This is a genomic window from Ruminococcus sp. AF17-12 (genome assembly GCF_003479245.1).
Taxonomy (GTDB): Bacteria; Bacillota; Clostridia; order Lachnospirales; family Lachnospiraceae; genus Blautia_A; species Blautia_A fusiformis.
This window is the reverse complement of sequence record NZ_QUGY01000018.1, coordinates 1-25,149: the sequence shown is the minus strand read 5'-3', so window position 1 is coordinate 25,149 and position 25,149 is coordinate 1. Positions and strand designations below refer to the sequence as shown.

Below are 25,149 nucleotides of genomic sequence, written 5' to 3'. Positions count from 1 at the left end.
AAGAATACATGGCAGAAACAACCAACGCCAATGAAACATATCAGCCAATGACTTTCGATGCCATCAAGATCGGACTGGCGTCCCCTGAGAAGATCAGAGAGTGGTCACACGGTGAGGTTTTAAAACCTGAAACGATCAACTACAGAACCTTGAAGCCTGAGAAGGATGGTCTTTTCTGTGAAAGGATTTTCGGACCGAGCAAGGACTGGGAGTGCCACTGTGGAAAGTACAAAAAAATTCGCTATAAAGGCGTTGTCTGCGACAGATGCGGTGTTGAAGTAACCAAATCTGCCGTTCGTAGAGAGCGTATGGGACACATCGAGCTTGCAGCTCCGGTGTCTCATATCTGGTACTTTAAAGGAATTCCGTCCCGTATGGGTCTGATCCTTGATATTTCTCCGAGAACACTGGAGAAAGTGCTTTACTTTGCTAACTATATCGTTCTGGATCCTGCAGATTCCGGACTTATGTACAAACAGGTACTCACCGAGCGTGAGTACCAGGAAGCACGTGAGTCTTACGGAGAGGGATTCCGTGTAGGTATGGGTGCTGAGTCCATCATGGAGCTCCTTCAGGCTATCGATCTTGAAAAGGATTCCGAAGAACTGAAGGCAGAGCTTGTGGACGCAACAGGCCAGAAGCGTGCAAGGATCATCAAACGTCTTGAGGTTGTGGAGTCCTTCCGTGAGTCCGGCAACCGTCCTGAGTGGATGATCATGACCGTTATCCCGGTTATCCCGCCGGATCTTCGTCCTATGGTACAGTTGGACGGAGGACGTTTTGCAACATCTGACCTGAATGATCTTTACAGAAGGATCATCAACAGAAACAACCGTCTGAAAAGACTTCTGGAGCTTGGTGCTCCGGATATCATTGTCCGCAACGAGAAGCGTATGCTGCAGGAGGCTGTAGATGCCCTGATCGATAACGGACGCCGCGGACGTCCTGTAACAGGCCCTGGAAACAGAGCACTGAAATCCCTTTCCGATATGCTGAAGGGTAAATCCGGACGTTTCCGTCAGAACCTTCTCGGTAAACGAGTTGACTATTCCGGACGTTCTGTAATCGTCGTAGGACCTGAACTGAAGATCTATCAGTGTGGTCTTCCGAAAGAGATGGCTATCGAGCTGTTCAAACCTTTCGTTATGAAAGAGCTTGTTGCCAACGGAACTTCCCACAACATCAAAAATGCCAAGAAAATGGTAGAGAAGCTTGAGCCGGCAGTATGGGATGTCCTTGAGGACGTCATTAAGGAGCATCCGGTTATGCTGAACCGTGCACCTACACTGCATCGTCTGGGTATCCAGGCATTCGAGCCGATCCTTGTAGAAGGTAAGGCGATCAAGCTTCATCCGCTTGTTTGTACCGCGTTCAACGCTGACTTCGATGGTGACCAGATGGCTGTACATCTTCCGCTTTCCCAGGAAGCACAGGCAGAGTGCCGTTTCCTTCTGTTATCACCGAACAACCTTCTGAAACCGTCAGATGGTGGTCCTGTAGCCGTTCCTTCACAGGATATGGTCCTTGGTATCTACTACCTGACTCAGGAGAGACCTGGAAATAAGGGTGAAGGCAAGTTCTTCAAGAGTGTCAACGAGGCAATTCTTGCATATGAGAACAAGGTCATCACACTCCAGACAAAGATCATTGTCCATTGTCATAAGACAATGCCGGACGGAACTGTTTTAAGCGGCAATGTTCAGTCCACACTGGGACGTTTCCTGTTCAACGAGATCCTTCCGCAGGACCTTGGATTTGTGGACAGAAGCGTACCTGGAAACGAACTGCTTCTTGAGGTTGATTTCCTTGTAGGTAAGAAACAGCTGAAGCAGATCCTTGAAAAGGTTATCAATACTCACGGTGCAACAAAGACAGCCGAGGTACTTGACTCCGTTAAGGCTATGGGTTACAAATACTCCACACGTGCAGCCATGACCGTATCCATTTCCGATATGACCGTGCCGCCGCAGAAGCCGGAGATGATCAAGCAGGCTCAGGATACTGTTGACCGTATCACAAAGAACTACAAACGTGGTCTTATCACAGAGGAAGAGCGTTACAAAGAGGTTGTTGATACCTGGAAGAAGACCGATGATGAGCTTACAAAGGCACTTCTTACAGGTCTTGATAAGTACAACAACATCTTCATGATGGCTGACTCCGGAGCCCGTGGTTCCGATAAGCAGATCAAACAGCTTGCCGGAATGCGAGGACTGATGGCTGATACAACCGGTCATACCATCGAGCTCCCGATCAAGTCAAACTTCCGTGAAGGTCTTGACGTACTGGAGTACTTCATGTCCGCTCATGGAGCTCGTAAAGGTCTTTCTGATACCGCTCTTCGTACAGCCGATTCCGGATACCTGACAAGACGACTTGTTGACGTATCCCAGGATCTGATCGTTCGTGAGGCGGACTGCTGTGAGAACAGAGCAGAGATCTCCGGTATGGTCGTTCGTGGATTCATGGACGGAAAAGAAGAGATCGAGAGCCTTCAGGAGCGTATCACAGGACGTTTCTCCTGTGAGACAGTTAAGAATAAAGATGGAGAAATCCTTGTTAAAGCAAACCACATGATTACACCGAAGCGTGCAGCCCGTATCATGAAAGAGGGCGTAAGCAACCAGACAGGCGGACCGATCGACAAACTGAAGATCCGTACCATCCTTTCCTGTAAGTGCAAGGTTGGTGTCTGCGCAAAATGTTATGGTGCGAACATGGCTACCGGTGAGCCGGTACAGGTTGGTGAGTCTGTTGGTATCATCGCAGCACAGTCTATCGGTGAGCCAGGTACACAGCTGACCATGCGTACTTTCCATACCGGTGGTGTTGCCGGTGGAGATATCACACAGGGTCTTCCTCGTGTCGAGGAGCTTTTTGAGGCAAGAAAGCCGAAGGGTCTTGCAATCATCACAGAGATCCCAGGTGTTGCCACGATCAACGACACTAAGAAGAAACGTGAGATCATCGTAAACGATCCGGAGACAGGCGATTCCAAGACTTACCTGATCCCATACGGTTCTCGTATCAAAGTCCTTGACGGACAGGTTCTTGAGGCCGGCGATGAGCTGACAGAAGGTAGTGTAAATCCGCATGATATCCTGAGAATCAAGGGTGTGCGTGCAGTTCAGGATTACATGATTCGTGAGGTTCAGCGTGTATATCGTCTGCAGGGTGTTGAGATCAACGATAAGCATATCGAGGTTATCGTTCATCAGATGCTGAAGAAGATCCGTATCGAGGATAACGGAGATACAGAGTTCCTGCCAGGAACACTTGTTGATGTCCTTGATGTTGAGGAAGTTAACGAGAAACTTGAGGCAGAGGGCAAACAGCCGGCAGAGGGCAAACAGGTTATGCTTGGTATTACCAAAGCATCCCTTGCTACAAACTCCTTCCTGTCAGCAGCATCCTTCCAGGAAACAACAAAAGTCCTGACAGAGGCTGCTATCAAAGGTAAGATCGATCCGCTGATCGGTCTGAAAGAGAACGTTATCATCGGTAAGCTGATTCCTGCAGGTACAGGTATGAAGCGTTACAGTGAGATCAGTCTTGACACAGGAATGCCGGAGGTAAAAACAGCTTCCGAGGAGCCTGAGGATACAGAGGAAATTTCCGTAGAGGAAGAGAAGACTGAGACTGCTCCGGAGGAAGAGACCATTGCTGTTGAAGAGACAGCAGAGGAAACTGCACCGGTAGAAGAATAAGTCGATATACCTTGCTAATATAAATAAATCTCCCCCCGGAAATCCGGAGGGAGATTTCTGTTTATAAGCAGGGATTTTCTGAGAGAGGAGGGATTGCGATGGACAAGGAACTGCCAATTTCCCCGTGGCCGGAATGGAAGATCGTAAGCAAGATCGGGGAAGGCTCTTTTGGAAGAGTGTATAAAGCTCAGAGAACTGAGAAGGGACGTTCTTTTTACTCGGCAATTAAGATAATCACAATCCCCGCCAGTAAAGGGGAGCTGGACAGTGTGCGCTCAGAATCCGGTGATGAAAAATCTGTCCGCGGTTATTTTGAAAATCTGGTGGAGGAGTGCATTCAGGAAGTAAGCACCATGGAGTATTTCCGGGGAAATTCCCATATTGTATCTGTAGAAGATTACAAGGTGATGGAATATCTGGACGAGATCGGATGGGATATTTTTATCCGCATGGAATATCTCACAAGCTTCATGGAATATTATGCGGGAAAAAATCTCACAGAAAAAGAAGTGATGAAGCTGGGTATCGATCTTTGCAGATCACTGGAATACTGTGGGCAGCTTCACATCATCCACAGGGATATCAAACCTGAGAATATTTTTGTATCCAGGTTCGGGGATTTCAAGCTGGGGGACTTTGGAATCGCCAGAGAACTGGAAAAAACCATGAGTACCCTTTCCAAAAAGGGAACTTATTCCTATATGGCGCCGGAGATGTACAGGGGAGAACAGTACGACAGCAGAGTGGACATTTATGCACTTGGCCTGGTGTTATATAAACTGATGAATCATAACAGGCTTCCGTTTCTGAATCTTGAAAAACAGCTGATCACATACAGAGATAAAGAAAATGCGCTGACAAGGAGAATGTCAGGTGAAACACCGCCTGCGCCGGCAGATGCGGGAGAAGCTTTTGGCGCGGTTATTTTAAAAGCCTGTGCCTATGAGGAAAAGGAACGATATCAGACGCCGCAGGAACTGAGGCAGGCGCTGGAGCGAATCCGGTATGAGGGTACAACTCCTTCAAAACCGAGAACCACCGGGGAAAGGCCGGTTCCGGAGTCCATGCCGAAGTTTCTTCAGGAAGGTGCCGCCAAACAGCTGGCCAGAACAAGTCAGCTGAATACAGAGGCGATCCGTCAGGCACGGAAAAATTCCGGGCAGGTGTCTGTACAGCCTGAGAAACGTTCCACAGGAGAAACGGCAAAAAATACAGCGCAGAATACGGCAAAAGTGCAGAGTGTGGTACAGAGTCCACAGAAATCAGCACCTGGAAAACCAGTATCCAGAGCGGTAAAGCCAAAAGTCACTTCTATAACCGATCTGGAAGACAGCCGTGACCAGGATCTGCGGGAATGGGAAGAACCTGTAACAGAGTATGACGGAAGTGTTTCTGAAAGAAAAAAGCGGAAGAGCTTTTCCAGGATTATCATTACAGCTGTTATACTTATTGTGCTGATCGGCGGAATCCTCGTGGCACGAAATGTTCTGAATTCTGCAGATGGTGGAAAAGATACATATGTAGATACCGATGATTCGGATGCTCTGAATAAAGGAAATTTTGGGACTGCAGACAGTTCGGATAAGAGTTTTGCCCAGGAAATGGAAACCATACGAGAACATGCGACAACCATAGAGGATGCTCTGGACAGTTATAAACGCGAAGGCACAGAGGGGGATCGCCTGCGTTTTTATAATGGGTCAGGAGAAATTGCCAAAGTGCTTGTATATCCGGACAGTTCCGCTGATGGTGTTTATGAGGAATATTTTTACTGGGGAGAGCAGATGTTTTATACTTATGTATGGGACGGAGACGAGAAACAGTATTTCTATTATCAGGACGGCCTTTTGATCCGATGGATTGATAAGGATGGAAAGGTCCATGATAAAGAGAGCGATAACGATGAATATGTAGAACTGGGAGACAAATACTGGAGTAATTCGGTAATGGAGCTTCAGCAGTAATGTCGAAAGGGTTTTTACGAAAGGAAAAAGAATGGCCTATCAGATTGATTATGCATACACATGCCACACCGGAAAGGTGAGAGCAAATAATGAGGATAATTTCTGGTGCTGCGGTGTGCGCCTGCCGGTGCACAACCAGGGAGTTGACGGAATCCTGGCAGGTCATACACAGCATTGGCAGCTTCCCGTTCTGGCTGTTTTTGATGGCATGGGAGGAGAAAGCTGTGGAGAAATGGCGGCTTCTGCTGCGGTGGAAGCACTGGGCAGTTTTTATGAAGAAAACCGCAGGAGCCTGAAAAAGGAACCGGTGGCTTTTCTGACAGGAGCCTGCGAAAATATGAATGAAGCAGTATGTCGTTACAGCAGAGAAAACTGTATCAACAGCATGGGAACCACCATGGCATTGCTGTCTTTCAGTGAAAGAGCTATTTATGCCTGTAATCTTGGAGACAGCCGTATTTACCGGCATTTTCAGGGAAAACTCCGCCAGATATCCACAGACCATGTCATTGGCGGGAAAATGCTGGGAAAAGCCCCTCTGACACAATATCTGGGCTTTCAGGAAGAAAATATGGCTCTGGAGCCGTCTATTGTGGAAATCGGATATCAGACCGGAAGCAGTTATCTGATCTGTTCGGATGGAGTTACGGATATGCTTTCTGATGAGGAAATCCGGGAAATCCTTGGGAAAAACAGTACAGCAGAGGAGAAAGTAGAGGAACTGCTGGAAATGGCGCTGGCCAAAGGCGGCAGAGATAATGTAACCATGGTTCTTGCACAGATCAGTGGCTACGAAGAAAGGAATCCTCTCAAACGATGGGCAGAACGGTACAGTACCGGGCGGTAGAAAATCTGCAGCAAAGGATGTTCATACTGCTGTTTGGACAATTCTGCCGGGGAGGAATTTAAGGGATAAGGAGAATTTACGATGAGAAATCGAATGCAGGATCTTGATTTTGAACAGACAGTTGCCTTCGATTCTGTGAAGGACTTTGAATTTACAAGAAAGGCGGCACAGAAGTTCCGCCAGGTTGTCAGTCTGGATTCTTTTGAGGATGAGGATGCGGACGTTATTTTTCATTATCTTTATAAAGAAATGGAACTGGTTTCTTTCGGTGATTATCTGAAACGATATGTTTACGAGCGTGCAGAGCTGGAAGAGCCTTTTTCCCAGGTACCCCAGGAGGTTTACAGGGATATTGTGGTGGAATCTTTCAAGGAAACTTATACACCAAAATCCATGTCTCCGACTTCGGCCAAACTGAGTTCGCTGGTGAACAACTGGCTGACACAGGCGTCTGTGAAGCGTGAAACCGTTTTTCTGCTGGGATTCGGACTTCGAATGAGTACGGAGGACGTATCCGACTTTTTGACCAGGGTGCTCCGGGAGCAGGATTTTGATTTTCATAATCCGGAAGAAGTGATTTACTGGTACTGTTACCGGAACCATCTTGGTTACTATAAGGCGGAAGAATACAGAGAAACCTATAAAGAGCTGACGCCTGTGGAAAAAAAGACCGGTGAGGTTGTATATGGTACAGGGCTCTGTCTGGACAGTGAGGAAAAACTTCTGGAATATCTGGCATTTCTCAAAGGCAGATGCGATGATCCGAAATCTGAAAAGAGCCAGGCTTTTCAGGAGTTTATGATTCTTGTGGAGCGTGCAAAAAAGATTATTGCAGCCATGTATCAGGAAGATGAAGAGGAAAATGGCGGTAAAAAAATCTGGAAACCTGAAAATATCAGTGCTTCCGATCTGGAGAAAGTGATATGCAGCGGAATTCCCATTAACAAGATGGGAAATCTGAAAAAAATGTCCGCTTCCATTCTGGCAAAACATTTCAGCCAGAAGCGGTTCAGCCGCCAGAGGATCAATAACATTCTGAACCATAAGTTTCCGGTAGAACGATTTGATCTGATCACGCTGGAATTTTTTGTGATCTCTCAGGAGATGGCAGATGATGATCCATATACAAGATACCGCTATTTTCTGGATGAGATCCAGGAAATCCTGGCACGATGCGGCATGGGTGAGATCTACATAGTAAATCCATATGAGTGTTTCATCCTCATGTGTCTGCTGACAGACTGCCCGTTGGCAGTATTTTCCGAGATATGGGAGAAATCCTACGAAGAAGGGGAAGAAAAAAGCTGAAAAAAAGGATGATGCGTATCTGGCGCGTCATCCTTTTTTGTCTGTGCTTTATTCGTTGTAATAACCGTAAATGGAACGGCTGATCTGAGCAATGCTATTCTGGGCAGCGGCAGTATCATTAAGATCCTGGGACATAAAGCAGACAACCAGATCAATGCCTTTGGCTGTATCGTAGATGATACCTGCATCATTTTCTACGGTGTCAAGTTCGCCGGTTTTGTTGGCAACTTTTACGCCCTCCGGCATCTGTGCCGGGATTTTGTTTGTTCTTGTCTGCATCTTCAGAAGATGATACATATATTCCGCACCTGCAAGCGTGTCATCGGTGGAAGTACCTTTATCAATCTGATAAATGGTTTTCAGGAATTTTCCACAGTCTTTTACGGAGGTGTAATTATCTCCATTGGAGTTGTCTGCAAGAAGGAGACGTCCCATGGAAGTACTGGTATATCCATGATCCTGGCAGAATTTGTTGACGCGGGCCATTCCGGCAGCGTCATCACCACCGCCAAGATAATTGACAAGGGTATTGGCAGCATCATTGTCGCTGACTGTAATCATGGAATTCAGATTGTCATCCAGTTTATCTTTTCCGTAGGTGGCGGAAAGACTGTCATAATCTTCGTATACAGCGCCCATGATATAGAGCTTGATCAGGCTGGCAGCCTGCATCTGCTGGTCATTGATGGAACCTTCGGTATTTTTGGCAAGGTTACATACGTATACAGACCAGGTACCGTTGCCGGAAGGAAGAAGGGACTGTACCTGATTCAGAAGATTGTCCATGCTGGAATCAGAATTATCTGTAAAAGTGCTGCTTCCACTGGAAGGAGAAAGAGTTCCCGCTTCCTGAGAAGAAGAGCTGTCCTGACTGTCAGAGGATGCGGACGGACCTGCAACTTCTCCGGAATTCTGAGAATCAGACTGTACGCCTGCGGCAGCAGCGGCGCTGGCAACAGTAGGGTCATCCGGGTAGAGGGCATCCAGCTGGTCTGCCTTGGTGCTTAATTCTGCAGCAGAATCCGAAACTTCCTGTACACTTTTCTGCAGTTCATTGACCTTGGACTGAAGGGATGCAAGTTTGTCCAGGGATCGGACATTCAGTGCGCCAAGTCCTGCCAGAGCAACGGCAAGGACTGCAATCACAATATATAAGAAAACATTTTTTTTCATAAAAGTTACTCCTTTTTACTGAAAATAAGCATCAATTCCATTGGCGATCCCTTCGGCCATTGTCTGCTGGAAGGAAGAATCTGCCATTTTCAGATCATCGTTCTGATTGGTCATAAATCCCATTTCCACAATGGTCACCGGTATGGTACTCCAGTTGATACCTGTCATGGTATCTGTGTAGATAATTCCACGGTTCTGAAAACCGGTAGCTGCACAGTAGGAATCAACAATACACTGGGAAAGTCGGTTGGAACTGTCATAGAGACTGGAAACATAAGGATTCTGCTGGGACGGGCACATGGTAAGAGCTCCGGAAACAGAAGAAGAATCATCACCGTTTGCATGAATACGTACGCAGATTTCCGCACCCTGGGAAGCAACCAGTTCTGCACGTTCCTTATTGCTGATGGCAGTGTCATTATCAGTTCTTGTCATTACTACCTGGTATCCACGCTGTTCCAGAATATTTTTTAGAAGGAGGGATACATCCAGGTTCAGCTGATATTCCGGAAGGCCGCTGTAGGAACCTCTGGTTCCGGTAGAAGCTTTTGCCTTCATGGTGGAGGAACCGGGACCATTTGGTTCGGTGGCACTCATATCAACGTTTTCACCCTGATGTCCGGGATCAATTCCTACGATGTGACCATTTGCAGCAGAAGCAGTGTTATCGCTGTCTCCGTCAGAGAATCCCTCACCACCGGCTTCACTGAAAACAGAAGGTTTGGAACTTTTCTGGCTGTTTTCGGATTCCGGTGCGCGTTCGTGTTCGCCGGTGTTGTTCTTTACTGCCTGTTCAGTCTGGGAGCGTTGCTGCAGATATTTGTCGGCTGCCTGTTTCTTTTCGATCTTGGCTGTATAAAGGTCAATATCTTCTTTCATGGCTTTCTGCTTCGTTTTGACCGGTTCGATGACGGAAGTCATTTTCTGGTCTGCGGCATCAATTTTCTGATAGGTTTTGTAACTTAAGCCAAAAAGCAGTCCAATACAGATAAGACCCGTCAGAAACAGGACGATCGCCATCAGATGGGGCTTTTTTTCCATAAGATCATGTCCTTTCTGGGAAAATAGTTTGTATTTGTAAAACATTATAAAGAAGGACTTCGGAAAAAGCAATTGCGAAATTCTCCTTGACAAAAGAGAAAAGTATGATACTATATATGTAAAATAATTATATATAAAAATTTTATATATAAAATAATTACATAAAGGGGTGAGCGTATGTATTACTATCCGGTGTCAGCTGTGCTGACGGAATGCCTGATCCTCTCTGTTGTGGAACAGCAGGATTCCTACGGATATGAGATTAGTCAGACTGTGAAGATGGTAGCATCGATTAAGGAATCAACTCTGTATCCTATTTTGAGGAAGCTGGAGACAGGCGGATATCTGACAACTTATTCCGAGGAGTTCCAGGGAAGGAAGCGCAAGTATTATTCCATCACAGAGGAAGGACGCAGTCATCTGGAATATCTGAGGAAAGAGTGGAGAGAATACCGCGATACCATAGATGATATTGTGGAAGGGAGACTTCGAAAATGACGAGGAAAGAGTATATGGAGCAGCTCAGGAAATATCTGAAGCGGCTTCCGAAAGAAGATTATGAGAATGCCATTGAATATTTTTCGGAATATTTCGATGAGGCAGGTCCGGAGAATGAGCAGCAGGTAATGGAGGAACTTGGCGAGCCGAAGGAAGCAGCCAGGGAACTGCTTCTGAATCTTCTGCAGGAGAGTGTGGGAGACGGGAAAGACAGTACCGGAGAAAAAGAGACGGAACTGCCGGCAGAAGGTTCTGGCAACCGACGGAGTGCAGCAGGACAAAATGCAGCTGCTTCAACCAGTGATTCTACAAAGAAGAAACGTTCTCCGGGTAAGATCATCCTCCTTGCAATTCTTGTCCTCTGTGCGTCACCGGTAAGTCTGGCACTTATGTTCAGTGCGCTGGCAGTATTGTTTGCCGTAGTAGTTGTGATCGCAGCCGTGATTTTTTCCCTGGGTGTGGCCAGCATCGCAACCATAGCCGGAGGAATCATGGTAGCCGGTTTTGGAGCCACACTGATCCTGAAATCTGTGGCAGCAGCCTGCATGATGGTTGGCGGCGGATTTCTTATGGCAGGAGCCGGAATCCTGGTCGGTGTGCTTACCATATATATCTGTAAATGGTGTGCAACAGGAATCGGACGTCTGGTAAACCGATTTGTAAGAAAGAAGGTGCAAAGAAATGAATAAGATCGCAAAAACAGCATTGATGACAGGCACAGCGCTCTGTGTGGCGGGAGTCGTTCTTTCTACAGCAGGATATTTTGCCGGGGGAAAAGATTTCACATATGCTTCAGATCATGTGTATGTATCCGGAGGAAATTCTTCTGCTCATAAAAACCTTGCAGTTATGAAAAAAGAACAGATCGATGATTTTACAAAACTGAATGTAGATTTTGAGGATCTTGACCTGGATATCCGGACTTCGGATGATGACCATTATTATATGGAATATAAACTTGAGAAAAACGGAAAGAAAGATCCCCTGACCTGGGAGGATAAAGACGGAGAACTTACACTTAAGGAGTCCGAAGGAGGAACGGGAGGTTATTTTATAACATATGATCTGGGAGTCTTTCGGACACATATAGAGCAGACCCAGAAAGAAGATGCGGTAAATACAGTGATTCTCTATGTGCCGGAGAAAGCGCAGCTTCTGGAAGCTGAGATTCAGCTTTCGGACGGAGATTTTACTGCCGATCAGCTTTTATGTGAAAAAATGACAGCGCAACTTTCCGATGGAGATCTGATGCTGGACAAAGGCGTGTTTGAAAAATTTGAGGCAAAGCTTGGCGACGGAGATCTGGATGTAAAAGAGCTGCAATGCACGGATAACATGCAGCTGAAATCTGAAAACGGGGATGTGAGCATAAAAAAAGTAGATCTTACAGACGGCCAGATTTCTCTTGATGATGGTGAGCTTCAGATGGGCAACAGCAGTTTTAACGGAGATATGGAAATCACTAACTCCAACGGAGATGTTTCCATACAAATGAAAAATGGCAGCGTGGATAAAACCAACATTTATCTGAAAACCACAGACGGGGATGTGGATACCAGAGATCTTTCCCGGGGAAAATCCAGCAATGAGGAAGACCTCTCGGTTTATGAGAACAAAGTGGGCGCTTCCGCACCGACTTTAAATGTGAACAGCAGCGACGGAGATATTACATTAACCGAATCCGCCAGATAATAAAAGAATAATCCAGTAAAAAGAAATCTTCTGAACAGCAGCAGACAAAAACACTGCTGTTTGGGAGATTCTTTTTGTTGTAAATAAAATAGCAGGATGGTAAAATATACATTTGACATAACGTTACACTGAGCAGGAGAAGGTTAAAAAAATCAAATGATAAAAAAAGATAATACTTCAAAACAGATCAGGATCTACTGTCTGGTCGTGGGGATCATTTCCTTCTTTATAGTATCCGTCTGTGGACAGCTGCTCAACAGGAATACTGTAAATGAAGAGAAAATGCGAGCTGCTTTTACAGCGGAAACAACCGTGAACCGGATAAAATCACAGCTTAACCGATATCTTGATGTTTCAGAATTCTTTCAGAATATCATTGGATCCGGACATCAGATGGACAGCAAAGAATTTCAGGCTCTGTCGCAGATGATCTCCGATGATTCTCAAATTATAAAAGTTATTGAACAGGCACCGGACGGAGTAGTTAAGGATATTTATCCTCTGAAAGGAAATGAGGCAGCTTTTGGAATTGATATGCTAAATAATCCGGCCCGTAAATATGAAGCGAATCTGGCAATGAAAAGCGGCCAGTATACCATAGCCGGTCCTTATGAGCTGAATCAGGGAGGCCTTGGCTCACTGTTGTTTGAACCGATTTATATTACAGATAAATCCGGGGAAAAATCCTTCTGGGGATTCTCAATCCTGGTACTTGACTGGAACCGATTTCTGGAAGAACTGGAACTGGATAAGCTTACCGATGCTTCCTACTGTTATCAGATGTGGAAAAAAGACGGAAATTCCGGAAAGAAAACCATCATCGCCCAGGGGGGAGATGCGATTCACAAAGGAGCTGTACAGATCAGCTGTAAGGTTCCAAATGACACCTGGTATTTTGAGATTATTCCACATACCGGATGGGTTACCGTGAAACAGCAGGCACTGGTTTTTCTGGTTGCTGTAAGCATAGCGGTTCTGGCCACTGCGATCTGTTATCTGATGCTTCACAGAAAACAGAGAGAAAAACTGTATACAGAAGAAATCCGGAAGTCTGCGGAAAAAGCCAGAAAAGCAAATGAGGCAAAGACGAGATTTCTCTTTAACATGAGTCATGACATCCGGACACCAATGAATGCCATCGTAGGATTTTCCGGACTCCTTGAAAAAAGCATTCATGACGAAAAGAAATCTCTTGATTATATAAAAAAGATCAGGGTTTCCAGCGATATTCTGCTGACGATCATCAATCAGGTTCTGGAAATGGCCCGTATCGAAAGTGGAAAGATCACTCTAAGTTCGGAAAGTGTAAATATCCGTGAGATGGTGGATGCCATGAACACCGTTTTTGAATCATCCCTTACAAAAAAATCTCTGGAATATCAGTGCAGCCTGAATGTGGTCCACGATCAGATCCTGTGTGATAAAACAAAGATGGAAGAGATCATTCTGAATGTTGTCAGCAACTCCATCAAGTATACCAATCCTCATGGAAAGATCACAGTATCTATTGATGAGCTGGATTCCGAGGATGAGAAAAACGCAGACTATAAAGTTGTTGTAGAAGATAACGGGATTGGAATGAGCCAGGATTATCTTCCACATATCTTTGAGGAATTTTCCAGGGAGCATACTTCTACGGAAACCAGAGTTGCAGGCACAGGGCTTGGACTTCCGATTGTAAAATCTCTGGTTGACCGAATGGGTGGAACCATCGAAGTAGAAAGTGAAGAGGGAAAAGGTACCCGCTTTATTATGAAATTTTCTTTTCCTGTCAGTTCAGAAAATCAGGTTCGGGAAGAAGAAAAACAGAATATTCCGGATATTACAGAGAAGCTGAAGGAAAAACAGATTCTTCTTGCGGAGGATAATGACCTGAATGCGGAAATTGCGGAGACTGTTCTGGTCGAAGCTGGGATAGAAGTGAAACGGGTGGAAGATGGCCTCCAGTGTATTGAAGAACTGAAAAAGATGCCGGAGAAATATTATGATGTGATCCTGATGGATGTCCAGATGCCAAATATGGATGGTTACACGGCAACACAGAGGATCCGGGATTTGGACGATTCGAGAGCTGAGATCCCGATCATCGCCATGACTGCCAATGCCTACGATGAAGACAGACGGAAGGCACAGGAAGCGGGAATGGATGGTTTTCTGGCGAAGCCACTGGACGTGGATGAGATGATGCGTCTGCTGGCCCAAATTATAAAAACAGAATAAATGAAACAGCACAAAACGCAGGATTTTTCTGGAGAAAAATTCCTGCGTTTTTTTGGCGGAAATGTATTGACAAATCCCTGTACTATGATATAATTCAATCAAATCACAGAAAACATATATAGTTACTAGGAAATAAGGAAATAGAGATAAGGAATTAAGGAGGATATCACCATGGGGAAAATTTACGGAAGCGCACTGGAACTGATCGGAAACACACCACTTGTAGAGATCAAGAATGTAGAGAAGTCAGAGGGACTTGAGGCTACCATTCTTGCCAAGCTTGAGTATTTTAACCCGGCAGGAAGTGTTAAGGACAGAATTGGTAAGGCAATGATCGAGGATGCAGAGCAGAGAGGCGTTCTGAAACCGGGCGCAACCATCATCGAACCAACATCCGGTAATACAGGAATCGGACTTGCAGCCATCGCAGCTGCCAAGGGATATAAGACAATCCTTACCATGCCGGAGACCATGAGTGTTGAGAGAAGAAACATCCTGAAAGCATACGGCGCAGAGGTAGTTCTGACAGATGGAGCTAAAGGAATGAAAGGTGCCATTGCCAAGGCAGAAGAGCTTGCCAAAGAGATTCCGGGAAGCTTCATCCCCGGACAGTTTGAGAACCCGGCCAACCCGAAGGCACATGCAGCAACTACAGGTCCTGAGATCTGGAACGACACAGACGGAAAGGTAGACATCTTTGTAGCTGGTGTTGGTACAGGCGGAACAATCACAGGTACAGGTGAGTATCTGAAGAGCCAGAATCCGAACGTGAAGGTAGTAGCTGTTGAGCCTGCAACATCTCCTGTACTTTCCGAGGGAAAAGCAGGCCCGCATAAGATTCAGGGTATCGGCGCAGGATTTGTTCCGGACACACTTGACACCAAGGTTTATGACGAGATCATCGCAGTAGAAAATGAGGATGCATTTGAGACATCCAAACTCCTCACCAAGAAAGAGGGAATCCTTACAGGAATTTCTTCCGGTGCAGCTCTCTATGCTGCGATCCAGCTTGCAAAACGCCCGGAGAACAAAGGTAAAGTGATCGTAGCGCTTCTTCCGGACAGCGGAGACCGTTACTACTCCACACCACTGTTTACAAAATAATTGATCCGAAGACCGCTTCTTTTGCCCCGAAGCGTACTTCTGCGGAATTATTTACGGCGCTCCTGAATGCCTGTCCAAGCAGGCTGCCGGAGCGCCGGTTTTGTTCTTAATTCCATTGTATCCCGTAGTTTTTTCGGGTATAATAAAGAAAACGAATAAAACCTATTAAGAATATACAGAATAAAGTTTACAAGATAAGAATTGAAGTATTGGAGGTAAATATTACATGAGGATTTCTACAAGAGGAAGATATGCGGTGAGACTGATGCTGGATCTTGCCACAAACTATACAGGCAAGCCTATCCGTCTGAAGGACGTAGCCAAACGCCAGGAGATCTCCGACAAATATCTGGAGCAGATCATTTCCATCCTGAACAAAGCTGGTTTTGTCCGCAGCGTCCGCGGCCCTCAGGGCGGCTATGCACTGCAGCAGACACCGGATAAATACACCATCGGCATGATTCTCCGCCTCACAGAAGGAAGTCTTTCCCCTGTGGAATGTCTGGACGACAACGGGGCCATCTGCGAACGGGAGGAAAACTGTGTTACACAGATCCTCTGGAAAAAACTGGACGATGCTATCAAAGGTGTGGTAGACAATATAACGCTGGAAGACCTGATGAACTGGCAGGCCGTGAAGGCGGATGAATACGTGATATAAAAAAAGCTGCGCGAGCAGCTTTTTTTATTACATATATCCGCTTCTTTTTATTTCTTTACCAATATTTTACAAAACCGCGATTTTATATTTTACCTTCCGTTCCTATAATAACACCTGTACTTAAGCAGTAAGCAAACAAAAATGATCATAGAAACGAGGAGAAAAAAATCATGAAAAAAAGAATCGCAGGTATTTTAACAGCAGCACTGATCGGAACTACAGTAATGGGAACAGTCGTAATGGCAGCACCATCCGGAGCGATCGATGTAATTTCCCGTGAGGACGGTTCCGGAACACGAGGAGCATTCGTAGAGCTGTTTGGAATCGAAGAAGAAAAAGACGGCGAGAAAGTAGATATGACAACACAGGAAGCAAGCATCACAAACAACACAGATGTAATGCTTACCACAGTAGCAGGCGATGAGAACTCTATCGGATATGTATCCCTTGGTTCCCTCAACGATACAGTAAAAGCAGTAAAGATCGACGGAGCAGAGGCAACAGCAGAGAACGTTGCAGACGATACATACAAGGTAGCACGTCCGTTCAACATCGTAACAGGCGACAAGCTCAGCGATGCAGCACAGGATTTCATCAACTACATCATGAGCTCTGACGGACAGGACATCATCGAAAAAGAAGGCTACATCAAAGTAGATGATAAAGCAGAAGCATACAAAGCCGGCGATGCAAAAGGTAAAGTAGTAGTTATGGGATCTTCTTCTGTAGGCCCTGTAATGGAGAAGCTTGCAGAAGCATATCAGAAAACAAACAAAGGCATCACCGTTGAGGTTCAGGTCAGCGACTCCACAACAGGAATCAACAGCGCAACAGAGGGTGTATGTGATATCGGAATGGCATCCCGTGATCTGAAAGACGAAGAGACAGCAAAAGGTGTCAAGGCTACAGAGATCGCAAGAGATGGTATCGCAGTGATCGTAAACAACGACAATGACCTTGAGGAGCTTTCAAGCGATCAGGTAAAATCCATCTTCACAGGTGACATCACAGACTGGGAAGACGTAACCAAATAATTTTCCCAGGCAAAAAAAACGATTGAAGTATCTTACAGAGAGCGGCAATCATGACCAGGTCAGGAAAGCCGCTCTGTTATATATCAGGACAGTGGAAACTCACTGTATCAAAAGGAAAGGTGTTTTATGAATCATTTAGGAGAAAAGGTCATGAAGATCGTTTTCCTCATTGCGGCTTGTGCATCGGTACTTGCAGTATTTCTGATCTGCGTGTTCCTTTTTGCAAACGGCCTTCCGGCAATGGGAAAAATCGGACCGTTAAAATTCCTCTTCGGAACAGAGTGGCGGCCAACCAACGATAAATTCGGAATCCTGCCAATGATCGTGGCAAGTATTTATGTAACTGCAGGAGCAATCCTTATCGGAGTGCCGATCGCACTTTTTACATCCGTATTTATGGCAAGATATTGTCCGAAAAAAATCTATAAACCACTGAAATCCGGTATTGAGCTTATGGCAGGCGTTCCATCCATCGTATATGGTTATTTTGGCCTGGTTCTCCTGGTACCACTGATCCGTCAGCTGTTCGGAGGAACCGGAAGCAGTATGCTGGCAGCATGTATCCTTCTGGGAATCATGATCCTTCCAACCATCATCGGAGTTACAGAATCGGCAGTACGAAGCGTTCCGGAAAGCTACTATGAAGGTTCACTTGCACTTGGCGCAACAAAAGAAAGAAGCATTTTCTTTGTTATGCTTCCTGCAGCAAAGTCCGGAGTCCTGGCAGGCGTTGTCCTTGGGATCGGACGTGCCATCGGTGAGACCATGGCCGTGATCATGGTAGCCGGAAACCAGCCACGTATGCCCAAGGGACTTCTCCAGGGTGTCCGTACCATGACTGCAAACATCGTAACAGAGATGGGATATGCATCAGGCCTTCACAGAGAAGCACTGATCGCTACAGGAGTTGTGCTCTTTGTATTTATTCTCATCATCAACTTAAGTCTTTCACTGCTGAACAGGAGGGCGGAACATGCAAACTAACGTATCTGTAGCCGCAGATCCTGCGGCAGAAACTATTATGAAGAAAAGAAATACAATTTCCCTGGGAGACCAGCTGAAATCCTACACCAGACATCCTGGCGCAGGAATCCTGGCATTTCTCACATTACTTGGCGCAGTACTTACCTTTGCACTGCTGTTTTTCCTGATCGGCTATGTGCTGGTAAAAGGTATCCCTTACCTGAACGCAAGCCTGTTCAGTTTTACCTATACCTCAGAGAACGTTTCCCTTCTCCCGTCCCTGATCAATACCCTGATCATGACACTGGTATCTCTGGCTATTGCGGCACCGATTGGAATTTTTGCAGCAATCTTCCTTGTAGAATATGCAAAAAAAGGCAGCCGTTTTGTAAAACTGATCCGTATCACCGCAGAAACACTTTCCGGTATTCCATCTATTGTATATGGTCTGTTCGGTATGCTGTTCTTTGTAACCGCATTACACTGGGGCATGTCCCTTCTTTCCGGTGCGCTGACTATGGTAATTATGGTACTTCCACTGATCATGCGTACTTCTGAGGAAGCGCTGAAAGCAGTTCCGGATTCTTACCGTGAAGCAAGTTTCGGACTTGGAGCAGGAAAACTCCGTACGATCTTTACCATTGTACTTCCTTCCGCAGTTCCCGGAATCCTGGCAGGTGTGATCCTTGCCATCGGACGTGTGGTAGGTGAGACAGCAGCACTTCTTTATACTTCCGGTACCGTTGCGGCAGTTCCAAACAGCCTGATGGGTTCCGGACGTACCCTGGCACTTCACATGTATGTGCTTTCCAGCGAGGGACTTCATGTAAACCAGGCATCTGCAACAGCAGTAGTCATTCTGGCATTTGTACTTGTTATCAACGGACTGTCCGGTCTGGTAGCCAGAAAAATTGCGAAAGGATAATGATCGATCATGAGTGAAAATACAAAAATTTCAATTGACAATATGAATCTCCATTACGGAAGCTTTCATGCCCTGAAGGGAATCAATATGGAGATCCCGGAAAAAGAGATCACAGCATTTATCGGACCAAGCGGCTGTGGTAAATCCACACTTCTGAAATCCTTAAACCGTATGAACGACCTTGTGGAGGGCTGTACCATCACAGGAAAGGTAGAGCTTGACGGGGAAGATATTTACGGAGATATGGACGTGAATCTTCTGCGTAAACGTGTGGGAATGGTATTCCAGAAGCCCAATCCGTTCCCGATGAGCATTTATGATAACATTGCATACGGCCCGAGAACACACGGTATCCGTTCCAAGGCGAAGCTGGACGAGATCGTGGAAAAATCTCTCCGTGATGCGGCCATCTGGGATGAGGTCAAGGACCGTCTGAAAAAAAGTGCTCTTGGAATGTCAGGCGGACAGCAGCAGCGTCTCTGCATTGCCCGTGCCCTGGCAGTACAGCCGGAGGTGCTTCTTATGGATGAGCCCACATCTGCCCTGGACCCGATCTCCACTTCCAAGATCGAGGATCTGGCAGTAGAGCTTAAAAAGGATTACACCATTGTCATGGTCACACATAACATGCAGCAGGCAACCCGTATCTCCGACAAGACGGCATTTTTCCTTCTTGGTGAGGTTGTGGAATTTGCGGATACAGACAAGCTGTTCTCCATGCCGGCAGATAAGCGTACAGAGGATTATATTACAGGAAGGTTTGGTTGAGATTATGTCAGAACGTTTTGTAAGACAGCTGGAAGAGCTTCACGTGGAACTGATCACCATGGGAAGTCTCTGCGAAAAAGCAATTTCACTTTCTGCCAAAGCTATTCAGGGTGAAGGCGGGATGACTCTCATTGGCAAGATCTTTGAGACGGAAAAAGAGATCGATGCACAGGAAAAAGAGATTGAAAATCTCTGCATGAAGCTTCTTCTTCATGAGCATCCGGTAGCCGGAGATCTGCGATCCATTTCCGCAGCGCTGAAGATGATCTCCGATATGGAACGCATCGGTGATCAGGCAGCAGATATTGCGGATCTGTCCAAGCATATCGAGGACAAAGCAGTTACCGGAGATATCATTAATATCCGGAAGATGGCAGAGGATACTGTCCGGATGGTTACAGAAAGTATCGATGCCTTTGTAAAGGGTGATCTTGAGCTTTGCAGAAAGGTTATTGACGATGATGATAAGGTGGACGATGCCTTCAATGATATTAAGGAAAAGCTGGCCGAGGTTCTGAATAACGGAAAACCGGATGCAAGCATCGGTCTGGATATCCTTATGGCTGCAAAATATTTCGAGCGTATCGGTGATCACGCTGTGAACATTGCAGAGTGGGTGGAATATTCCATCACAGGAAACCACAGAAGCGGTTCCAGTCATACAGATAACTATTTTGTTGAGGAATAGAAATAAGTAAGAGCAGATTGCAAAGAGTTGCATTATTGTAAAAAAGTGCTGTGGTATTGAAAGAATATCACAGCACTTTTTCTTTAATATTTATCAAACATATTCTGAACCTGTTCGATGTCATTGGTCACAGTTAAGATCAATCTTAACAATGTAGCTGCTTTCTGAGGAGCAAGATCATTTCCTCTTGCAATATTTCCGATAAAGTAATCATCCTGTGTAATAACACCGGAACCAATTCGAGAACACCGAACTACAGGAATGCCTGTTTCTGCCAGCTCATCAATTTTATTGTTCCACTGTTCGCTGTAGCAACCGGATCCTGCTCCGGCAATGACAATGCCCTGTACGCCGCTCTCTTTGTAATAATCCAGAATTTCAGGATCTGCGTCAATTGTGAAATAGGCAACTCCTACTTTAGGAAGTTCCTTTAAGCTGGATACATCAAATTCGGTTTCGGTGGTATGACATTTGACAGAATCGTTATAGAAATAAGGTACACCATCTACCATATATCCCATTCCGCCAAAGTCTTTAGAGTCAAAAGCATCTGTCTGACAGGTGCTGATTTTTTGAACATCACGTCCCCCGTAAATGCCATCAGAGAATACTACCATGACACCTTTTCCCTTAGCCTGTTCATTGGCAGCGAGAGCGATAGACTGGTAAAGATTCATGGGGCCATCTGCGGAAGTAGCTGTAGAAGGCCTCATAGCGCCGGTCATAACAACTGGCTTATCTGTTTTCACGGTAAGATTCAGAAAATAAGAGCTTTCATCCAGCGTATCTGTTCCATGTGTGATTACAAAACCGTCAATATTTTCATCCTGAGCTAATTCATTGATCGTATTGGCAAGGGTGATCCAGTTTTCGTCGGTGATATCATCGGAGCCTACATTACATACCTGAATACCACGGACATTGGCAATATCTGTTACTCCGGCAGCACTGTCTACAAGTGTTCCTACATCTAACTGTCCAGCGGTATAGTTGGTAGCTTTCCCGGCAGTTCCTGATCCGGCGATAGTACCGCCTGTTGCTAAAACTGCTACAGTAGGAAGATCTTCTTTTTCATTGTTGGAAACAGTTACGGAAAGACCACTTTTTGTTTCATAAAAAGAATATTCATCGCTTGTCTGACTGCTATTTTCGGATTTTTCTTCCTGTTCTTGTGCAAATATCATGGTTGGTGTTATGGTGCTGATCATAGCTGCGGCAGTTATGGCTGCCAGAAATTTGTATGACTTCATAAGCGTTAACCTCTTTCATCGTTAGTTTTGAGTTGCTATATAAAGATTGTGCACAGATCTTTATTTTTAATGTATTAAAATGTATTTAATACAATTATGCGTAAAATTATATGGAATGTCAACAAGTATTGTATATTTCGGCATAATATAAAAAAATACAAGAAAGAAATTGTATAAAATACACATATAAATATATTTAACAAGAAAACACTGACTGAAAATAAAAGATAGTATAGGAAAAATAATTGACGCATGATAATAAATGTATTAGTATGTATTATTGATAAGCTATAAACAATCACAAAAAGAGGTAAAAATGAAAAAGGCAGTATTATTTGATTTTGATGGTGTGATCGCAGATACGGAAATGAAGACACTTGCTTATACAGAGGAACTGTTTTTTAAGTACGGTGCGGTTTTGAGTATGGAAGAAAAAATTTCATATATAGGAACAGATGGAAAAGAACCAACAAGAAAATTGCTCGAAAAAAATGGAATCTGTAAAACAGCAGAGGAATTTCTGGAAGAAAGAAGGACACTTGGTAATGTATATGAAAACAGTCAGGATCTGAAGCCTATGGAAGGACTGGTAGAATTTCTCGTCTGGCTGAAAACGGCAGGGTATAAAATTGGCATTGTATCATCTACCAGCACCAGACTTATTGTAACGGCGTTAAATCGGATGAAGCTTATGAGCTTTCCGGAGGTTCTGATCTGCGGTGATATGGTAACAAAGAAAAAACCCAGCCCGGAGGGGTACAGGAAAGCAATGGAGTATCTGGAAGTTATGCCGAAAGAAACGGTGATCATAGAGGATTCTCCTTCTGGAATCCGGGCAGGAAAAGCAGCAGGAGCTTATGTGATAGGATATAAAGGAGCTGAAGTACAGCAAGATACTACAGGAGCAGATACCTTGTGGAAGGATTATGCTCTTTTTGAAGAAAAATGGAAAAAGATACAGTGAGTATGAATAGCTGTTAAGAAAAAATCCCCGGGGGTTTCAAAATTGCCCCCGGGGATTTTTTGCTGTTGACTATGTTGGTATTTAGACGATCAATTTGTATTTATCTCCTATACACAGCTGCAGAGAAAGCTGTGTATAGGCAGAAGTTGAGTCATGTATAATGCTGTCGATCCGAAGAAGAGGGTAACCCTTTGTGATTCCCAGTATTTTGGCATTTCTTGAAGAAGCAAAGGTAATGTCAATGGTTTTGGAAGAATGATCAAAGACAATATTATGCTTATTTTTCAAGAGCTCATATAAAGATGTATTATTCAGATTTTCACTGAACAGAAAACTGAAGGACTCGGGAAATTTATTGATCTCCAGAAGCATAGGTTTATCATCCGCATAGCGAATACGTTCTATTACTAAAATTTTTTCGGTTTCATCAAGTCCCATTAATTCTGCTTCATTAGGAGTTGGATCTTCAATGGCAATTTTTATGGTTTTTGCTCCGGGTTTTTTGTTCATGCGCTGGCACATTTGAGAAAAGCTTACAACAGCAGGAGAAAGAGAACGCTGCATTTTTTTTTCTGCGATAAAGGTTCCTTTTCCTGATTTCTTCTCCAGGTATCCCTGACTGTCCAGTGCAGCAAGGGCTTTTCTTACAGTAACACGACTGACATGATATTGTTCGCTTAGTTCATTTTCTGTCGGGAGTTTACTGCCGGGAGTAAGTGTTCCACTGGTGATCTTGTCTAGGATCAGTTCTTCAAGCTGTTTATAAAGTGGTGTGGCTATGGCATTATCAAGTTCCATTTAATGAAAACTCCTTTCCGATAAATAAAAAACAGATATTGTAATCTGATTTTATAGTTAAATACTTTTTTGTATATATATGATAATACATTTAAAACTGTTTGTATATGAAGATTTGTTCTTTTTAAGCAAAAAAAGAAAAAAATATTGAAAAATAAAATACAAACTTTTATGATTCTAATATAACAATATAATACAGAGAATGAGTTGGATGATATTGATAAATACATCTATGGGTGCATTTATAAGTGCGAAAAAGATATATTTCGAAATAGAATATGTATTATAATGTATTTTTATTGTGCAGATACAACAAAAACAAGTAGGGAAAATTGTAAAATTAAGCGAAAAAAACAAATGGGATTGACAAAGGAGTTTTGCGGATATACTATTGTAGCAGATACAAAGTAATACATATCAAACATGAGATATGAAATTACAATTGTATGTACTACTAATAAAGATATGCGCATGATCTTTAGATACTATCAAAACAAATAAAAATTGGGAGGTAGAGTTTATGTTTTGGATAGAACTTTTGATCGTCCTGGCGATTATTTTTGTGGGTGTTCGCCTTAGTGGACCGTTTTTAGCATTTGCAGGTGGAATTGGAATGCTGATCATGACATTTGGGCTTCATGTAAAACCATCAGATCCACCTGTAACTGTAATTTTAATCATGATCGCAGTAATCTGTGCAGCTGGAATGATGCAGTCCTGTGGAGGACTTGATTATCTTGTAAAGATTGCGGAGAAAATCCTTCGTAAAAACCCCAAAATGGTAACGGTTCTGGCGCCGATCGTTGCTTATATTTTTACTTTTATGTGCGGAACAGGACATATTATTTACAGTCTTCTTCCGGTTATCAATGAAATTTCCATCGAAACAGGAGTTCGTCCGGAAAGACCGATTTCCGCATCTATTATTTCATCACAGCAGGCAATCACAGCGTGTCCGATTTCGGCAGCGACTGTCAGTGTACTGGCGTTTCTTGCAGAATCACAGTACACATCTGTAAATATTTTCACATTGCTTCTGGTATGTGTTCCGGCAACTCTGATCGGTACAGTTGCAGCAGCATTTTCTGTTCTGAAAAAAGGTAAAGAACTGAAGGACGATCCGGAGTTTCAGAGAAGAGTTGCAGCTGGTGAGATTGAAGATCTTGCAAAAAAAACATTAGAGGGAAACGAAAAAGAAACAAAATTCCAGGCAACAAAAGAGGCAAAGATTTCCGTAGCAATCTTTCTTATTGCAATGGTTGGAATCGTATTACTTGGTGCAGTAAAATCTCTTGTTCCGGTATTTGCAGATGAAACAAGCCTTCCGCTGACATCAGTTATTGAGATTTTCATGCTGGTTGCAGCAGCACTTATGGTTCTTCTTACAAAAACAGACAGTAACAAGCTTCTGGATCAGCCAGTATTTCGTACAGGTATGTTTGCAGTAGTTCTAGCATTCGGTCTTTGTTGGCTGGTAAATACATTCTGCAAATTATGCTTAAACGGAATGCCAGTTCCGCTACTGCGGAACGGCTATTCCATTT

21 protein-coding genes are annotated in these 25,149 nt (G+C 44.5%); 17 read left to right on the top strand and 4 right to left on the bottom strand.

What is annotated here, in order from left to right:
• Positions 1–8 precede the first annotated feature (8 nt).
• The 4 genes from rpoC to DWW77_RS15870 all read left to right on the top strand — a co-directional run bounded on the left by rpoC (position 9) and on the right by DWW77_RS15870 (position 7,826).
• Positions 9–3,707, top strand: coding sequence for a DNA-directed RNA polymerase subunit beta' (gene rpoC / locus DWW77_RS15885; protein WP_118609109.1), 3,699 nt, complete (start codon positions 9–11; stop codon positions 3,705–3,707).
• A 98-nt stretch (positions 3,708–3,805) separates the two neighbouring features.
• Entirely contained in the window at positions 3,806–5,671 is a 1,866-nt protein-coding gene (locus tag DWW77_RS15880) for a serine/threonine protein kinase (protein WP_118609108.1), read from the top strand.
• A gap of 31 nt (positions 5,672–5,702) precedes the next feature.
• Positions 5,703–6,518: a PP2C family protein-serine/threonine phosphatase gene (locus DWW77_RS15875; RefSeq protein ID WP_118609107.1), complete on the top strand. Its 816-nt coding sequence runs from the start codon at positions 5,703–5,705 to the stop codon at positions 6,516–6,518.
• Between the two features lie 81 nt (positions 6,519–6,599).
• On the top strand, positions 6,600–7,826 hold the full coding sequence (locus DWW77_RS15870; RefSeq protein ID WP_118609106.1) for a hypothetical protein: 1,227 nt from the start codon (positions 6,600–6,602) through the stop codon (positions 7,824–7,826).
• Positions 7,827–7,874: 48 nt separating this feature from the next.
• On the opposite strand, the gene DWW77_RS15865 is transcribed toward DWW77_RS15870, so the two are convergent.
• Positions 7,875–8,999: a serine hydrolase gene (locus DWW77_RS15865; RefSeq protein WP_118609105.1), complete on the bottom strand. Its 1,125-nt coding sequence runs from the start codon at positions 8,997–8,999 to the stop codon at positions 7,875–7,877.
• Between the two features lie 15 nt (positions 9,000–9,014).
• Positions 9,015–10,040, bottom strand: coding sequence for an N-acetylmuramoyl-L-alanine amidase family protein (locus tag DWW77_RS15860; RefSeq protein WP_286188031.1), 1,026 nt, complete (start codon positions 10,038–10,040; stop codon positions 9,015–9,017).
• A gap of 177 nt (positions 10,041–10,217) precedes the next feature.
• Between DWW77_RS15860 and DWW77_RS15855 the strand changes: the two genes are divergently transcribed.
• The 11 genes from DWW77_RS15855 to phoU all read left to right on the top strand — a co-directional run bounded on the left by DWW77_RS15855 (position 10,218) and on the right by phoU (position 20,593).
• The gene (locus DWW77_RS15855) at positions 10,218–10,538 is read left to right on the top strand and encodes a PadR family transcriptional regulator (RefSeq protein WP_118061753.1); all 321 of its coding nucleotides are present in this window, start codon (positions 10,218–10,220) and stop codon (positions 10,536–10,538) included.
• Positions 10,535–11,227 carry a DUF1700 domain-containing protein gene (locus DWW77_RS15850; RefSeq protein WP_118061754.1) on the top strand — a complete coding sequence of 231 codons (693 nt, stop codon included), beginning with the start codon at positions 10,535–10,537 and terminating at the stop codon, positions 11,225–11,227. The genes DWW77_RS15855 and DWW77_RS15850 overlap by 4 nt, the downstream gene beginning before the upstream one ends.
• Positions 11,220–12,230, top strand: coding sequence for a DUF4097 family beta strand repeat-containing protein (locus DWW77_RS15845; RefSeq protein WP_118609104.1), 1,011 nt, complete (start codon positions 11,220–11,222; stop codon positions 12,228–12,230). Before DWW77_RS15850 ends, DWW77_RS15845 begins: the two co-directional genes overlap by 8 nt.
• 156 nt (positions 12,231–12,386) lie before the next feature.
• Positions 12,387–14,450: a sensor histidine kinase gene (locus DWW77_RS15840; RefSeq protein ID WP_118609103.1), complete on the top strand. Its 2,064-nt coding sequence runs from the start codon at positions 12,387–12,389 to the stop codon at positions 14,448–14,450.
• A 171-nt stretch (positions 14,451–14,621) separates the two neighbouring features.
• Positions 14,622–15,554 (top strand): cysteine synthase A, encoded by a 933-nt coding sequence (gene cysK / locus DWW77_RS15835; RefSeq protein ID WP_118609102.1) that lies wholly within the window; start codon positions 14,622–14,624, stop codon positions 15,552–15,554.
• A 226-nt stretch (positions 15,555–15,780) separates the two neighbouring features.
• Entirely contained in the window at positions 15,781–16,215 is a 435-nt protein-coding gene (locus DWW77_RS15830; protein WP_118609101.1) for an RrF2 family transcriptional regulator, read from the top strand.
• Between the two features lie 170 nt (positions 16,216–16,385).
• The gene (locus DWW77_RS15825) at positions 16,386–17,249 is read left to right on the top strand and encodes a substrate-binding domain-containing protein (protein ID WP_118609100.1); all 864 of its coding nucleotides are present in this window, start codon (positions 16,386–16,388) and stop codon (positions 17,247–17,249) included.
• Between the two features lie 126 nt (positions 17,250–17,375).
• Positions 17,376–18,233 (top strand): phosphate ABC transporter permease subunit PstC, encoded by an 858-nt coding sequence (pstC, locus tag DWW77_RS15820; protein WP_118609099.1) that lies wholly within the window; start codon positions 17,376–17,378, stop codon positions 18,231–18,233.
• Positions 18,234–18,270: 37 nt separating this feature from the next.
• Entirely contained in the window at positions 18,271–19,137 is an 867-nt protein-coding gene (gene pstA / locus DWW77_RS15815) for a phosphate ABC transporter permease PstA (RefSeq protein ID WP_286188033.1), read from the top strand.
• 9 nt (positions 19,138–19,146) lie between these two features.
• The gene (pstB, locus tag DWW77_RS15810) at positions 19,147–19,905 is read left to right on the top strand and encodes a phosphate ABC transporter ATP-binding protein PstB (protein WP_015526284.1); all 759 of its coding nucleotides are present in this window, start codon (positions 19,147–19,149) and stop codon (positions 19,903–19,905) included.
• A gap of 4 nt (positions 19,906–19,909) precedes the next feature.
• On the top strand, positions 19,910–20,593 hold the full coding sequence (phoU, locus tag DWW77_RS15805; protein ID WP_022427023.1) for a phosphate signaling complex protein PhoU: 684 nt from the start codon (positions 19,910–19,912) through the stop codon (positions 20,591–20,593).
• Between the two features lie 83 nt (positions 20,594–20,676).
• On the opposite strand, the gene DWW77_RS15800 is transcribed toward phoU, so the two are convergent.
• Positions 20,677–21,843 carry an asparaginase gene (locus tag DWW77_RS15800; RefSeq protein WP_243101040.1) on the bottom strand — a complete coding sequence of 389 codons (1,167 nt, stop codon included), beginning with the start codon at positions 21,841–21,843 and terminating at the stop codon, positions 20,677–20,679.
• 316 nt (positions 21,844–22,159) lie between these two features.
• Here DWW77_RS15800 and DWW77_RS15795 point away from each other — a divergent pair, with 316 nt between their 5' ends.
• Positions 22,160–22,807 (top strand): HAD family hydrolase, encoded by a 648-nt coding sequence (locus tag DWW77_RS15795; RefSeq protein WP_118609097.1) that lies wholly within the window; start codon positions 22,160–22,162, stop codon positions 22,805–22,807.
• 81 nt (positions 22,808–22,888) lie between these two features.
• Here DWW77_RS15795 and DWW77_RS15790 read toward each other — a convergent pair whose 3' ends face one another.
• Positions 22,889–23,605 carry a GntR family transcriptional regulator gene (locus tag DWW77_RS15790; protein WP_118609096.1) on the bottom strand — a complete coding sequence of 239 codons (717 nt, stop codon included), beginning with the start codon at positions 23,603–23,605 and terminating at the stop codon, positions 22,889–22,891.
• Between the two features lie 520 nt (positions 23,606–24,125).
• On the opposite strand from DWW77_RS15790, the gene DWW77_RS15785 reads away from it, so the two are divergent.
• Positions 24,126–25,149: anaerobic C4-dicarboxylate transporter family protein (locus tag DWW77_RS15785; protein WP_118609095.1), on the top strand; the 1,024-nt coding region annotated here is incomplete at its 3' end.

Excerpts from the sequence above, each read along its gene's own strand:
- DWW77_RS15830 (WP_118609101.1), top strand. The coding sequence starts at position 15,781 with ATGAGGATTTCTACAAGAGGAAGATATGCGGTGAGACTGATGCTGGAT.
- pstC (WP_118609099.1), top strand. The coding sequence starts at position 17,376 with ATGAATCATTTAGGAGAAAAGGTCATGAAGATCGTTTTCCTCATTGCG.
- DWW77_RS15855 (WP_118061753.1), top strand. The coding sequence starts at position 10,218 with ATGTATTACTATCCGGTGTCAGCTGTGCTGACGGAATGCCTGATCCTC.
- DWW77_RS15790 (WP_118609096.1), bottom strand. The coding sequence starts at position 23,605 with ATGGAACTTGATAATGCCATAGCCACACCACTTTATAAACAGCTTGAA.
- pstA (WP_286188033.1), top strand. The coding sequence starts at position 18,271 with ATGAAGAAAAGAAATACAATTTCCCTGGGAGACCAGCTGAAATCCTAC.
- DWW77_RS15840 (WP_118609103.1), top strand. The coding sequence starts at position 12,387 with ATGATAAAAAAAGATAATACTTCAAAACAGATCAGGATCTACTGTCTG.
- DWW77_RS15880 (WP_118609108.1), top strand. The coding sequence starts at position 3,806 with ATGGACAAGGAACTGCCAATTTCCCCGTGGCCGGAATGGAAGATCGTA.
- DWW77_RS15845 (WP_118609104.1), top strand. The coding sequence starts at position 11,220 with ATGAATAAGATCGCAAAAACAGCATTGATGACAGGCACAGCGCTCTGT.
- DWW77_RS15860 (WP_286188031.1), bottom strand. The coding sequence starts at position 10,040 with ATGGAAAAAAAGCCCCATCTGATGGCGATCGTCCTGTTTCTGACGGGT.
- DWW77_RS15865 (WP_118609105.1), bottom strand. The coding sequence starts at position 8,999 with ATGAAAAAAAATGTTTTCTTATATATTGTGATTGCAGTCCTTGCCGTT.
- pstB (WP_015526284.1), top strand. The coding sequence starts at position 19,147 with ATGAGTGAAAATACAAAAATTTCAATTGACAATATGAATCTCCATTAC.
- DWW77_RS15825 (WP_118609100.1), top strand. The coding sequence starts at position 16,386 with ATGAAAAAAAGAATCGCAGGTATTTTAACAGCAGCACTGATCGGAACT.
- DWW77_RS15795 (WP_118609097.1), top strand. The coding sequence starts at position 22,160 with ATGAAAAAGGCAGTATTATTTGATTTTGATGGTGTGATCGCAGATACG.
- DWW77_RS15850 (WP_118061754.1), top strand. The coding sequence starts at position 10,535 with ATGACGAGGAAAGAGTATATGGAGCAGCTCAGGAAATATCTGAAGCGG.
- rpoC (WP_118609109.1), top strand. The coding sequence starts at position 9 with ATGGCAGAAACAACCAACGCCAATGAAACATATCAGCCAATGACTTTC.
- DWW77_RS15870 (WP_118609106.1), top strand. The coding sequence starts at position 6,600 with ATGAGAAATCGAATGCAGGATCTTGATTTTGAACAGACAGTTGCCTTC.
- cysK (WP_118609102.1), top strand. The coding sequence starts at position 14,622 with ATGGGGAAAATTTACGGAAGCGCACTGGAACTGATCGGAAACACACCA.
- phoU (WP_022427023.1), top strand. The coding sequence starts at position 19,910 with ATGTCAGAACGTTTTGTAAGACAGCTGGAAGAGCTTCACGTGGAACTG.
- DWW77_RS15800 (WP_243101040.1), bottom strand. The coding sequence starts at position 21,843 with ATGAAGTCATACAAATTTCTGGCAGCCATAACTGCCGCAGCTATGATC.
- DWW77_RS15875 (WP_118609107.1), top strand. The coding sequence starts at position 5,703 with ATGGCCTATCAGATTGATTATGCATACACATGCCACACCGGAAAGGTG.